Consider the following 12254-nt stretch of genomic DNA (forward strand, 5'->3'; position numbering starts at 1 on the left):
CGTCTCCAGACCCGAGTCACGCGAAAATCCACGTTCCCATGGGCGAAAGGACGGCATAATCGTCCGTTTGCCGGAGTGAACGGACCGCCCCTCGCTTGACAAAATTATTTTAAGCATAAAGTATTGTCCTCTCGGTTCCGGGAGCCCTCCGCGGAGATACCCGGACGGCCGAAGGTGAGGAGACAGCCATGCGCATCGTCTGCATCGGGGGCGGGCCGGCCGGGCTCTATTTCGGCATCCTGATGAAGATGCTCGATCCGGCGCACCGGATTTCGGTGGTCGAGCGCAACCGCCCCTACGACACTTTCGGTTTCGGCGTCGTGTTTTCGGATGCGACCATGGACAACATGCGCAAATGGGATCCGGTCACGGCGGATGCGATCGAGCAGGCTTTCAACCACTGGGACGATATCGAGGTCCTGATCAAGGGTCGCCGGATGCGCACCACCGGCCACGGCTTTGTCGGCATCGGCCGCAAGCGCCTGCTCAACATATTGCAGGCGCGCGCCGAGGAACTCGGCGTCGAACTGGTCTTTGAGCGCGAGGTCGAGTCCGATCTCGAATTTCCGGATGCCGACCTGATCGTTGCCTCCGACGGCGTGAACTCGAAGATCCGCACGCGCTATGCCGAAAGCTTCCAGCCCGACATCCTGATGCGGCCGAACCGCTATATCTGGCTCGGCACCAACAAGCGCTTTGATGCCTTCACCTTCGACTTCCGCAAGACCGAGCACGGCTGGTTCCAGGCGCATATCTACAAGTTCGAGGAGGGCGCGGCGACCTTCATCGTTGAGACCACGGAGGAGGCGTTCCTTGCGCATGGTCTCGACAAGCTCGATCAGGACGACTCCATCGCGTTCTGTGAGAAGATCTTCGCCGAAATTCTCGATGGCCATTCGCTGATCTCCAATTCGCGGCATCTGCGTGGCTCGGCCTGGCTTTCCTTCCCGCGATTGATCTGCGGCAAGTGGACCGCGTTCAACGGCAACAGCCAAGTCGTGGTGATGGGCGATGCCGCGCATACCGCGCACTTTGCGATCGGATCGGGGACCAAGCTCGCGCTCGAGGATGCGATCGAGCTGACCAACCAGTTCAAGCAGCTCGGCGCGACGCCGGACAAGATTCCCGCGGTACTCGCGGCCTACGAGGAACTTCGCCGCGTCGATGTGGCGCGGATCCAGAATGCCGCGCGCAATGCGATGGAGTGGTTCGAGGTGGTGGGCGCGCGCTATGCTGATACCCTGGAGCCCGAGCAGTTCATGTATTCGCTGCTGACCCGTTCGCAGCGCATCAGCCACGAGAATTTGCGGCTTCGCGACAAGACATGGCTCGAAGGCTATGAGCGCTGGTTCGCCGAACGCGCCGGGCTGCCGGATTCCAATGATCGCGTGGCGCCGCCGATGTTGACGCCGTTCCGTATCCGCGGCTTATCATTGCCCAACCGCATCATCTGCTCGCCGATGGCAATGTATTCGGCAGAAGAGGGCGTGCCGAACGATTTCCATCTGGTGCATTTCGGCGCCCGCGCGCTCGGCGGCGCCGGGCTGATCTTCACCGAGATGACCTGCGTGTCGCCGGAGGCGCGGATCACGCCGGGCTGCTGCGGATTGTGGAACGACGAGCAGGCGAAGGCCTACAAGCGCATCGTCGATTTCGTCCACGCCAATAGCGCGGCCAGGATCGGCATTCAGCTTGGCCACTCCGGACGCAAGGGTTCGACCCGCGTGGCCTGGGAGGGAATGGACGAGCCGCTTGCCGAAGGAAACTGGCCGCTGGTGTCGGCCTCAGCCGTTCCCTATCTGCCCGACGGTCAGACGCCGGAACCGATGACGCGCGCCGAACTGGATGAGGTGCGCGAGCAGTTCGTCGCCGCGGCGCGGCGTGCGGTGCGGGCCGGCTTCGACATCCTCGAACTGCATTGCGCCCACGGTTACCTGCTGTCGAGCTTCCTCTCGCCGCTCACCAACCGCCGGACGGACGAATATGGCGGCAGCATCGAGAACCGCGCGCGTTATCCGCTGGAGGTATTTCGGGCGATACGTGACGTGTGGCCGCAGGACAAGCCGATCTCGGTGCGCCTGTCATGCCATGACTGGGCCGAGGGCGGCAACACGCCGGATGATGCGCTTCAGTTCGCAAGGCTGTTCAAGCAAGCCGGCGCCGACCTGATCGATTGCTCCTCGGGCCAGGTCTGGGCTGACGACCATCCGGTCTATGGCCGGCTCTATCAGACGCCGTTTGCCGACAAGATCCGCAACGAGGTCGGCATTGCGACCATTGCGGTCGGCGCGATTTCCGAGGCCGATCACGCCAATTCCATCATCGCCGCCGGCCGCGCCGATCTCTGCGCGATCGCGCGCCCGCATCTTGCGGATGCGGCCTGGACGCTGCACGAGGCCGCTAAGATCGGCGTGAAGTCGATTGCCTGGCCGAAGCAGTATCTCTCCGGCAAGCCGCAATATGAGGCCAATCTGGAGCGCGCGGCAGCGGGAGCGAAAGCATGACCCGGAATTTCTGGCCCGACGCACATGCGCTCGTCACCGGTGGCGGCTCCGGCATCGGCGCGGCCACGGCACGAGCGCTGGCCGAAGCCGGCGTACGCGTGAGCGTTGCAGGCAGGAGGCCGGATACGCTTGCCGGGACTGCGGCGTCCATTGGGGCGGGTGCCGGCGCTGTTCTGCCTGTCGATGTGACCGATGAAATCGCTGTCACCGAGGGCATCAAGCGGATCGAGGCCGAGGTCGGCCCGATCGACATTCTCGTCAACAATGCGGGGAAGGCATTGAGCGCGCCGTTCGAGAAGACGGATGCGGCTCTATGGTCGGACATGCTGGCGAGCAATCTCTCCAGCGTGTTCCTGGTGACTCATGCGGTGCTGCCCGGCATGGCGCAACGTGGCCGCGGGCGCGTCATCAACGTATCGTCCACGGCGGGCCTGACCGGCTACGCTTACGTCTCGGCCTATGTCGCCGCGAAGCACGGCGTTGTCGGGCTGACGCGCGCGCTCGCGCTCGAATATGCGCGTCGCGGCGTCACCGTGAATGCGGTCTGCCCCGGCTATACCGATACGCCGTTAGTGGCTGAGGCGGCCGCCAACATCGTCGCCAAGACCGGCCGCAGCGAGGCCGAAGCACGCGCAGCCCTGGCGAAAGTCAATCCGATGCAGCGGCTGGTCACGCCTGAGGAAGTCGCGGACACCATTCTTTGGCTCGCTTCCTCTAGCTCATCGTCCATCAATGGACAGGCCATTGCCGTCGCAGGCGGCGAGGTCTTCACGGGATAAAAGAAACGCCCAAGGAAGAAATCATGTCTGAGATGAAAGCAAAGCTCCGGCCGTTCAAGGACTATCAGGCGCGCCATTTCAAATGGGCAACCGATGACGATGCCCGCGTCGCCACGATCACGCTGAATCGGCCGGACAAGAAGAATCCGCTGACGTTCCAGTCCTACGAGGAACTGCGCGATCTCTTCCGCGATCTCGCCTACGCCTCAGATGTCCGCGCCATCGTGCTGACCGGGGACGGCGGCAATTTCTGCTCCGGCGGCGACGTGTTCGAGATCATCGAGCCGCTGACGCGGATGGCGATGCCCGACCTGATCGCGTTCACGCGCATGACCGGCGATGTCGTGAAGGCGATGCGAAAATGCCCGCAGCAGATCGTCGCCGCGATCGACGGCATCTGCGCCGGCGCCGGCGCGATGCTGGCGCTCGCCTCCGATCTGCGGCTGGCGACGCCGCAGGCCAAGACCGCCTTCCTGTTCACGCGCGTGGGCCTCGCCGGCGCCGACATGGGCGCGTGCGGATTGTTGCCGCGGGTGATCGGTCAGGGCCGCGCCGCTGAGTTGCTTTACACCGGCCGGGCCATGAGCGCGGAAGAGGGATTTGCCTGGGGCTTTCACAACCGCCTGGTGCCGACGGCGGAGCTACCTGCCGCGGCCTACGATCTCGCCCGCTCGCTCGCCGACGGTCCGTGGTTCGCGCATGGCATGACCAAGACGATGTTCAACCAGGAATGGGCGATGGGCATCGACGAGATAGTGGAGTCGGAAGCGCAGGCGCAGGCGATCTGCATGGTGACCGGCGATTTCCGCCGCGCCTTCGAGGCGTTCGCTGCCAAGAAGAAACCGGTCTTCGAGGGGAATTGAGGCTTTGACGGGAATAAGCACATGATCGAACTCCTGCAGCCCGAAGGCTGGGCCCAACCGGTCGGCTATGCCAATGGCGTTGCCGCGCGCGGCAAGATGATCCTTGTCGCCGGCCAGATCGGCTGGAACGCGCAATGCGTGTTCGAGACTGACGACCTCGTGGAGCAGATCGGGCAGACCCTGCGCAACGTCGTCGCTGTCGCCGCCAGCGGCGGCGGAAAGCCGGAGCATATCGTGTCGATGACCTGGTTCCTGCTCGACCGCCGCGAATATTCCTCCCGGTTAAAGGAGATCGGCGCCGTCTACCGCGACATCATGGGCCGCCGCTTCCCGGCGATGACGGCGGTCCAGGTCTCCGGCCTGATCGAGGATCGCGCCAAGGTCGAGATCCAGGCGATCGCGGTGGTTCCGGATTGAGGTGGTGAGAGCGTTAACTTTAAGCGCGCTCCACCTCCAACAAACCCGCTTGCGACGCCGGTTTGGACCATGCGACGCTGGTGCGTCGAGCGAATGCTTTCGTCATGGCCGGGCTCGTCCCGGCCATCCACGTCCTTGGTTCAGCGCGGACGGCGTGGATGCCCGGCGCAAGGCCGGGCATGACGTCGCGAGTGGAGTAGGGCGATGAAGGCGATTATCGTCGGCGGCGGGATTGGCGGGCTCACCACGGCGCTGATGCTGCGGGCCCGTGGCATTACTTGCGAATTGTTCGAGCAGGCGGAGACGATCCGCGAGCTCGGGGTCGGCATCAACACTTTGCCGCATGCAATCCGCGAACTCGCCGGGCTTGGCCTGCTTGACGCGCTCGACAAGGTCGCGATCCGGACCCATGAACTGTTCTACCTGACGCGCCATGGCCAGCAGGTCTGGCATGAGAAGCGCGGGCTGGACGCCGGCCACGACGTGCCGCAATTCTCCGTCCATCGCGGCCGTCTGCAGGGCGTCATCCATCAGGCTGTGGTCGAGCGGCTTGGCGGCGAGGCGATCCACACCGGCTGCCGGCTCGGCGCGTTCACGCAGGATGAAGGCGGCGTCACGGCCTATTTCTTCGATCGTGCGGGGGCACATATGCACACCGCTCGCGCTGATATCCTGATCGGCGCCGACGGCATCCACTCGAAAGTGCGCGAGACGCTGTTTCCGAACGAAGGCCCGCCGTGCTGGAACGGCCTGATGCTGTGGCGCGGTGCCGCCGACTGGCCCGCGTTCCTGACCGGCCGCTCGATGATCATCGCCGGGGGCCTGAACGCCAAGGCCGTGATCTATCCGATCGCGGAAGGCTCGAGCCCGGCCAGCCGTCTCACCAATTGGGCGGTGATGGTGCGGATCGGCGATGGCGCGTCACCGCCGCCGCGCCGCGAGGGCTGGTCGAATCTCGGCAGGCGGGAAGAGCTGATGCCGCATGTCACAGGCTTCTCGATCCCGCAGGTGGACTTTGCAGCGCTGGTCGGCGCCACGCCGGAATTCTGGGAGTATCCGTGCTGCGACCGCGATCCCTTGCCGTATTGGACGAGCGGGCGCGTCACCTTGCTCGGCGATGCCGCGCATCCGATGTATCCGGTCGGCTCCAACGGCGCCTCACAGGCCATCCTCGATGCGCGGTGCCTCGCGGATGCGCTGGCGCGCTCCGAGCATCCGCGCCAGGCGCTGGTCGCCTATGAACGCCAGCGCCTGCCGATGACCGCCGACATCGTCGCCTCCAACCGCCGCGGCGGGCCGGAGGGCGTGATCGATGCGGTCGAGCAGATCGCCCCGCAGGGCTTTACGGATATCGACACCATCCTCAGCTACGAGGCCCGCGAAGCAATCGTGCGCGGCTACGCCGCCAAGGCCGGCTTCGCCGCCCGCGTGGTGGCGCGGCAGTAGCTCGGTGCCCACCTCTCCCCAGCGGGGAGAGGTCGGATCGCATCGCCAGATGCGATCCGGGTGAGGGGGCGGTGTCCACGAGGGAGCAAAACCCCTCACCCGGCGCTTCGCGCCGACCTCTCCCTTCGGGAGAGGTGGAAAGCGGCGCCCCATCCCGAGCTACGAACTTAAGCAGCCGCCGGCGGCGGCAGGAAGTGGATGTTGTACTCGGCGGCGAGTTTCACCACGTCATCCGGGTTCTGCTCCCGCATGTTGTGGATCGCCCAGAACAGGTCGTAGAGCCGGCGCGTCGGCGACACCCAGAACAGCGTCTTCGCCGCCTGCTGTGACTTGTTGAAGATGCCGTGCGGCTTGCCCATCGGCAGGCGCACGAGATCGCCTGGCGTCGCCGATTCATCGGCGCCGTCGAGCATGAAGTCGAGCTTGCCTTCGAGGATGTAGAGATATTCGTCCTGGTCGGGATGGATGTGCGGCGGCACGAAGGTGCCGGGCGGAAACGTCGCATGCCACGAGAACGAATGCTCGGTGCGGTTCTTCGGCACATAGGTCTGGCCGAGGATGTTCCAGGTGATGCCCTGCATGCCCTCGTTGGCGCGGGTGATGCCCGCGATCTCATCGTTCATTGTTCCACTCCCTCGTTTACTTGCACGTTCACTTGGCCGAGCAATCCTTGGCGTAGCGGTCGCCGTAATTCTCGAACACCTTTTGTACGATCTCGGTCTGGAACTTTCCATCAGGACGTTTGGCGACCTGGGTCAGATAGAAGTCCTGGATCGGATAGCCGTTGGCGTTGAACCTGAAGCCGCCGCGAAGCGAAACGAAATCGGCCTTCTTCAGCGCCGCCGCGACCGCCTCCTTGTTGGAGAGGTTGCCGTTCACCGCTTTCACAGCGCTGTCGATCAAGAGCGCCGCATCATAGGCTTGCATGGCGTAGGTGCCGGGGACGCTCTGGTAGGCGGCTTCATAGGCCGCCACGAACTTCTTGTTCTGGGGATTGTCGAGGTTGGGCGCCCAGTTGGCGCCGCCGAACATGCCGACCGCCGCATCCTGCTGGGCCGGCAGCGTGGATTCATCGACCGTGAAGGCCGATAGCACGGGCACGGTGGCGCCGGCCTGCTTGTACTGCTTCACCAGATTGACGCCCATGCCGCCCGGCATGAAGGTGAACAGCGCATCCGGCTTCAGCGAGGAGATTCTTGTGAGCTCCGGCTGGAAGTCGAGCGTGTTGAGCGGCGTATAGGATTCATCGACGATCTCGCCCTTGTAGTCGAGCTTGAAGCCGGCCACCGAGTCGCGTCCGGCCTGATAGTTCGGTACCAGGAGATAGACGCGCTTGTAGCCGCGATCCTGCGCGACCTTGCCGAGGATCTCGTGCACCTGATCGTTCTGATAGGAGGTGACGTAGAAGAATGGGTTGCATTCCTTGCCGGCGTAGCTCGAGGGTCCGGCGTTGGGCGAGATCAGGAACGTCTTGTTCTCGGTCACGGGGCGATGGATCGCCTGCAGGATGTTGGAGAAGATCGGCCCGACCACGAAGTCGACCTTGTCGCGTTCCAGCAGCCCGCGCACCTTGGTCACCGCGCCATCCGGCTTGAGCTCGTCGTCGACATTCACGACCTCGACCTCGCGGCCCGCCATCTTGCCGCCGAGATCCTTGATCGCCAGCGCAAAACCGTCGCGCACCTGCTGGCCGAGCGCGGCAGCCGGGCCCGACGTCGTCACGATGACGCCGATCTTGATCTTCTCCTGCGCCAGCGCAGGTCCGGCAGCAAGGGCGAACAGCGCCGCCAGTCCTGCCAACTTCAATGCCCGTTTCATGGTCTGTCCCCGCGCCAACAAAGATCAAAATCCCGCGCCACAGCTTATTCTGACGACGGCAAGCGCCGCAAGGGAATGCCTCGCCGCGTCTCGACCGCCAGCGGATCGTATGCAAGCCCGCATGCAAGCGCCGCGCCAAATTGCTTGAAGCTTAAAGAGATCCCGCGATATCATGGAGCATCGCTCATTCGGCTTGCGATATGCCGCGAATTGCTTGAAGGTCAAAACGATCGGCTGCGATTGGCGCCGCGAAAGGCGTGACTACCCATGATGCTTGATTCCGAGACAAAAGCGGTCGAACTGCCGGAGGATCACGGCACCGAGCTTCGGCTCTGGCTTCGGCTCCTGACCTGCACCACACTGATCGAGGGCGAGGTGCGCAGCCGCCTTCGCGAGCGCTTCGACGTTACGTTGCCGCGCTTTGACCTGATGGCCCAGCTCGACAAGGTGCCTGATGGCATGACGCTGTCCGACCTCTCCAAGCGGATGATGGTGTCGAACGGCAATGTGACCGGTCTGGTCGAACGGCTGGTGGAATCGGGTCATCTCGACCGCCGCACCTCGGAGACCGATCGGCGCGTGCAGTTCATCCGGCTGACAAAGCTCGGCCGCGCCGAGTTCCGCAAGATGGCCGCCGAGCACGAGACCTGGATCGCCGATGTCTTCGCCGACCTCTCGCGCAAGGATATCAGCGAATTGATGCGGCTGCTCGCCAAGACAAAGGCGTCGGCGCAGCGATCGGCCAAAGCGCGGACGCCATGAGCGGCGTGGCTGGGGTCGACTACGAGGTCGAATACAACAACCGCGCGCGGGTACCGGAACATCCCGCGCTGATCGAAGGCTGGGCCAGGGACGCGGCCGCCTATCGCGCGCAGCATGCGCCGCGCCGCATCGCCTACGGCCCGGGCAATCGCCACACCATTGATTTGTTTGAAAGCAGCGAGGGGCCGATCGTCGTCTTCATCCACGGCGGCTATTGGCAGGCGCTCGACGGCTCCTTCTTCAGCCATTGCGCGCGCGGGCTCAATGCCCACGGAGTCACGGTTGCCGTGCCAAGCTACGATCTCTGTCCCACTGTCACCATTGCCGACATCATCGGCCAGATGCGAGATGCCTCGCGCGTATTGGCTCGGCTTGGCCGACCGCTGGTGGTGAGCGGCCATTCCGCGGGCGGGCATCTCGCCGCCTGCATGCTCGCGACCGATTGGCCGGCGCTCGATGCGTCGCTGCCGACGCGGCCGGTCATATCCGCCTATTCGATCTCGGGCCTGTTCGAGCTCGCGCCGCTGGCCGAAACCTCGATCAACAAGGCATTGCGTCTGGATGCCGCGGCGGCCGAGGCTGCAAGTCCGCTGTTCTGGCGGCCGCCGGCCGGAACAGCGCTGGATGCGGTGGTCGGCGAAACCGAAAGCGCCGAATATCATCGGCAAAGCCGCACCATCGTCGAACAATGGGGCGCGGCCGGCGTTGCCACCCGCTTCGGCGTCGTCGCCGCTGCCAATCACTTCACCGCGATCGCGCCGCTCGCCGACCAGGACTCGGCGATGGTCGCGCGGCTGCGCGAATTGGCGCAGGCCTGAACATTCCGGCGAAGCGCAAAATCCGCTCTTGCGTGAAATTGTTTTAAGTATAAAATTGTTGCCGGATACGCTGCCGGGCGTCCTCGATGTGTGATCGTGAGCATTCTTGCTGGAAAGCGAGGGGCGATGGATATGGCAGTTCTTGCACCGAAGCTGGGCCCTTCCGCCCATGTCGACACGTTCACGCGCGACAATCTTCCGCCATTCCATCAATGGCCGGACCTGCTGCTCGACCGGCCTGAATTTCAATATCCAGAATATCTCAATGCCGCGGTCGAACTGACCGACCGCATGGTCGAGAAAGGCTTTGGCGACCACACTGCGCTGATCGGCAACGGCCGCCAGCGCACCTACAAGGAATTGACCGACTGGTCCAACCGCCTTGCGCATGCGCTGGTCGAGAACTACGGGGTCAAGCCCGGCAACCGCGTGCTGATCCGCTCCGGCAACAATCCGGCCTTCGTCGCCGCCTGGCTCGCCGCGACCAAGGCCGGCGCCGTGGTCGTCAACAGCATGCCGATGCTCCGCGCCGGCGAACTGGCGAAGATCGTCGATAAGGCCGAAATCTCGCTGGCGCTAACTGATAGCCGTATCGCCGACGAACTTGTCGCTTGTGCCAAGACCAGCAAATTCCTCAAGCAGGTCGTCAATTTCGACGGCACGCAGAATCACGACGCCGAGCTCGACCGCGTCGCATTGAGCAAGCCGGTGCGGTTCGACGCGGTCAAGACCGGCCGCGATGACGTGGCGCTATTAGGATTCACATCGGGCACGACCGGCGAGCCGAAGGCGACGATGCATTTCCACCGCGATCTCCTGATCGTCGCGGACGGCTATGCGAAGGAAGTGCTAGATGTCACCGAGAACGACGTCTTTGTCGGCTCGCCGCCGCTGGCCTTCACGTTTGGCCTCGGCGGGCTTGCGATCTTTCCTTTGCGGTTCGGCGCCACCGCGACGCTGCTGGAAAACGCCGCGCCGAACCAGATGGTCGAGATCATCGAGACCTACAAGGCCACGATCTGCTTCACCGCGCCGACCGCCTACCGTGCGATGATGGCCGCGATGGACAACGGGGCCGATCTGTCATCGCTGCGCATCGCTGTTTCCGCCGGCGAGACGTTGCCGGCGCCGGTGTTCGAAAGCTGGACCAGGAAGACCGGCAAGCCGATTCTCGACGGCATCGGCAGCACGGAGATCCTGCACATCTTCATCACCAACCGGATCGGCGATGCCGTGGCGGGCACGACCGGACATCCGGTTTCCGGCTATGAGGCAAAGATCGTCGACGACGACATGAACGAGTTGCCGCCCGGCAAGGTCGGTAAACTCGCGGTGCGCGGCCCGACCGGGTGTCGCTATCTCGCGGACGCGCGCCAAACCAAATATGTGCGCGATGGCTGGAACCTGACCGGCGACGCGTTCGTGCGCGACGAGAATGGCAGGCTCTCCTTCGTCGCCCGCGCCGACGACATGATCATTTCTTCCGGCTACAACATCGCAGGTCCCGAGGTCGAGGCCGCGCTGCTGACACATCCAGATGTCGCGGAATGTGCGGTGGTCGGGCAGGTCGATGAAGAGCGCGGGCAGATCGTCTCGGCCTATGTCGTGCTGAAGCAGGGCTGCCGCTGCGATGAGTTGCAGGTCAAGCTCCTGCAGGATCACGTCAAGGCCAGGATCGCGCCGTACAAATATCCCCGCGCCATCAGCTTCGTCGATGCGCTGCCGAAAACGCAGACCGGCAAGATCCAGCGCTTCAAACTGCGCAAAGCGAGCTGAGCTCGGACAATTCAGTCCTGCTCTTCACGCATTCGGCCGATCAGGAGGTCGGCCACCAGCCGGCAGGACGGCGACAGGTTTCGGCTCGCCAGCCGGACCATGGTGACCTGCGTCGCCTCCAGCCGCTTGTCGCGTAGCGGCACGGCAACGAGCAGGCCCGCCTCCAGCGCCTGCACCGCGGCCACTCGCGGCAAGAAGGTGGCGAGATCGGTGCGCGCGGCAAGCCTTTGTGCGAAGGCGAGCGAGTTGGTCTCGGTGCACACCTCGAGCCTGACCTTGGCCTGCGCGCAGGCGCGATCGACCTCCTGACGAATGCCGAAGGACGGATCGGGAACCACGACGCGTAGCCCTGCGAGTTCCTTCACCGTGCAGCTCGCCTTGTTCGCCAACGGATGGCGTGGCGAGACGATCAGGCACAGCGACTGCCGCATTCGCCCGAGCTCGATCAGGTCGCTGCGCGGCGCGCGGCCGAACACGAAGCCGAGGTCAGCATCGTTATGGCCAACCTTCTCGGCCACGTCGCGCGAGCCCACCATTGTCATCGAGATCGAGATGCCCGGATAGTCGCCGGCAAGGTCAACGGCGAAATTCGACAGGAAGCTCATCAGCATGCCCTCGACGGTGGCGATCCTGACCTGTCCACGCCGCGAGCTGTCGAATTCCTGCACCTTGACGCGGATGCCGTCGAGCTGATTGCGGTTCTCGACCGCGTAGCGGTACAGCAAATGGCCGGCGCCGGTGAGCTGCATCCCGCGCGGGCCGCGCTCGAACAGCTTTGCCGATAGCTCCTCCTCGATCGCCTGCATCTGCCGGCTGATCGCGCTCGGCGCGATCCGCAGCGTAGCAGCCGCTTGCTTGATCGAGCCGCATTGAGTGACCTCTCGGAAATATCGGATGGCGGCTGACTCGATCATGCGGCGTTCGTCCTCCTGTCGGTCTGCCCAACAAGATGGCAGGCGCTGACCAGGGATCGAATTATTCGACCTCAGACCTCTAATTTCAATGCTTTTATTCGAATGCGGGATTTGCCATGATTTTTCCATTCGGTCTGGCCGCCATGGAGAAATATTC

Annotated in this window: 11 protein-coding genes; 8 read left to right on the forward strand and 3 right to left on the reverse strand. The window is 63.9% G+C overall.

The window, feature by feature from the left end:
- Positions 1–188: 188 nt before the first annotated feature.
- From AC5ZG5_RS33995 to AC5ZG5_RS34015, 5 genes are all read left to right on the forward strand, one after another.
- Positions 189–2504: a bifunctional salicylyl-CoA 5-hydroxylase/oxidoreductase gene (locus tag AC5ZG5_RS33995; protein WP_456645335.1), complete on the forward strand. Its 2316-nt coding sequence runs from the start codon at positions 189–191 to the stop codon at positions 2502–2504.
- Positions 2501–3283 carry an SDR family NAD(P)-dependent oxidoreductase gene (locus AC5ZG5_RS34000; RefSeq protein ID WP_456645336.1) on the forward strand — a complete coding sequence of 261 codons (783 nt, stop codon included), beginning with the start codon at positions 2501–2503 and terminating at the stop codon, positions 3281–3283. The genes AC5ZG5_RS33995 and AC5ZG5_RS34000 overlap by 4 nt, the downstream gene beginning before the upstream one ends.
- A gap of 23 nt (positions 3284–3306) precedes the next feature.
- A complete protein-coding gene (locus tag AC5ZG5_RS34005) occupies positions 3307–4146 on the forward strand; it encodes an enoyl-CoA hydratase family protein (RefSeq protein ID WP_456645337.1) in 840 nt (279 codons plus the stop codon).
- 21 nt (positions 4147–4167) lie between these two features.
- Positions 4168–4563, forward strand: coding sequence for a RidA family protein (locus tag AC5ZG5_RS34010; protein ID WP_456645338.1), 396 nt, complete (start codon positions 4168–4170; stop codon positions 4561–4563).
- A gap of 204 nt (positions 4564–4767) precedes the next feature.
- The gene (locus tag AC5ZG5_RS34015; protein ID WP_456645339.1) at positions 4768–6009 is read left to right on the forward strand and encodes a flavin-dependent oxidoreductase; all 1242 of its coding nucleotides are present in this window, start codon (positions 4768–4770) and stop codon (positions 6007–6009) included.
- 167 nt (positions 6010–6176) lie between these two features.
- Here the strand turns inward: AC5ZG5_RS34015 and AC5ZG5_RS34020 are convergent, their stop codons facing one another.
- Positions 6177–6632 (reverse strand): cupin domain-containing protein, encoded by a 456-nt coding sequence (locus tag AC5ZG5_RS34020; protein ID WP_208822011.1) that lies wholly within the window; start codon positions 6630–6632, stop codon positions 6177–6179.
- 28 nt (positions 6633–6660) lie between these two features.
- Positions 6661–7827 (reverse strand): ABC transporter substrate-binding protein, encoded by a 1167-nt coding sequence (locus tag AC5ZG5_RS34025; RefSeq protein WP_456645340.1) that lies wholly within the window; start codon positions 7825–7827, stop codon positions 6661–6663.
- A 267-nt stretch (positions 7828–8094) separates the two neighbouring features.
- Between AC5ZG5_RS34025 and AC5ZG5_RS34030 the strand changes: the two genes are divergently transcribed.
- The 3 genes from AC5ZG5_RS34030 (at position 8095) to AC5ZG5_RS34040 (ending at position 11183) form a co-directional block, all read left to right on the forward strand.
- A complete protein-coding gene (locus AC5ZG5_RS34030; protein WP_028165273.1) occupies positions 8095–8589 on the forward strand; it encodes a MarR family winged helix-turn-helix transcriptional regulator in 495 nt (164 codons plus the stop codon).
- Positions 8586–9407 (forward strand): alpha/beta hydrolase, encoded by an 822-nt coding sequence (locus AC5ZG5_RS34035; protein ID WP_456645341.1) that lies wholly within the window; start codon positions 8586–8588, stop codon positions 9405–9407. The genes AC5ZG5_RS34030 and AC5ZG5_RS34035 overlap by 4 nt, the downstream gene beginning before the upstream one ends.
- Positions 9408–9539: 132 nt before the next feature.
- Complete coding sequence (locus AC5ZG5_RS34040) at positions 9540–11183, forward strand: benzoate-CoA ligase family protein (protein ID WP_456645342.1); 1644 nt, start codon at positions 9540–9542, stop codon at positions 11181–11183.
- An 11-nt stretch (positions 11184–11194) separates the two neighbouring features.
- Here AC5ZG5_RS34040 and AC5ZG5_RS34045 read toward each other — a convergent pair whose 3' ends face one another.
- Positions 11195–12097 (reverse strand): LysR family transcriptional regulator, encoded by a 903-nt coding sequence (locus AC5ZG5_RS34045; RefSeq protein WP_130229945.1) that lies wholly within the window; start codon positions 12095–12097, stop codon positions 11195–11197.
- Between the last annotated feature and the right edge of the window lie 157 nt (positions 12098–12254).

Source organism: Bradyrhizobium sp. Ses1 (assembly GCF_059512365.1).

Bases quoted from the DNA above. Each gene is read 5' to 3' on its own strand.
- AC5ZG5_RS33995 (WP_456645335.1), top strand. From the start codon at position 189: ATGCGCATCGTCTGCATCGGGGGCGGGCCGGCCGGGCTCTATTTCGGC.
- AC5ZG5_RS34000 (WP_456645336.1), top strand. From the start codon at position 2,501: ATGACCCGGAATTTCTGGCCCGACGCACATGCGCTCGTCACCGGTGGC.
- AC5ZG5_RS34005 (WP_456645337.1), top strand. From the start codon at position 3,307: ATGTCTGAGATGAAAGCAAAGCTCCGGCCGTTCAAGGACTATCAGGCG.
- AC5ZG5_RS34010 (WP_456645338.1), top strand. From the start codon at position 4,168: ATGATCGAACTCCTGCAGCCCGAAGGCTGGGCCCAACCGGTCGGCTAT.
- AC5ZG5_RS34015 (WP_456645339.1), top strand. From the start codon at position 4,768: ATGAAGGCGATTATCGTCGGCGGCGGGATTGGCGGGCTCACCACGGCG.
- AC5ZG5_RS34020 (WP_208822011.1), bottom strand. From the start codon at position 6,632: ATGAACGATGAGATCGCGGGCATCACCCGCGCCAACGAGGGCATGCAG.
- AC5ZG5_RS34025 (WP_456645340.1), bottom strand. From the start codon at position 7,827: ATGAAACGGGCATTGAAGTTGGCAGGACTGGCGGCGCTGTTCGCCCTT.
- AC5ZG5_RS34030 (WP_028165273.1), top strand. From the start codon at position 8,095: ATGATGCTTGATTCCGAGACAAAAGCGGTCGAACTGCCGGAGGATCAC.
- AC5ZG5_RS34035 (WP_456645341.1), top strand. From the start codon at position 8,586: ATGAGCGGCGTGGCTGGGGTCGACTACGAGGTCGAATACAACAACCGC.
- AC5ZG5_RS34040 (WP_456645342.1), top strand. From the start codon at position 9,540: ATGGCAGTTCTTGCACCGAAGCTGGGCCCTTCCGCCCATGTCGACACG.
- AC5ZG5_RS34045 (WP_130229945.1), bottom strand. From the start codon at position 12,097: ATGATCGAGTCAGCCGCCATCCGATATTTCCGAGAGGTCACTCAATGC.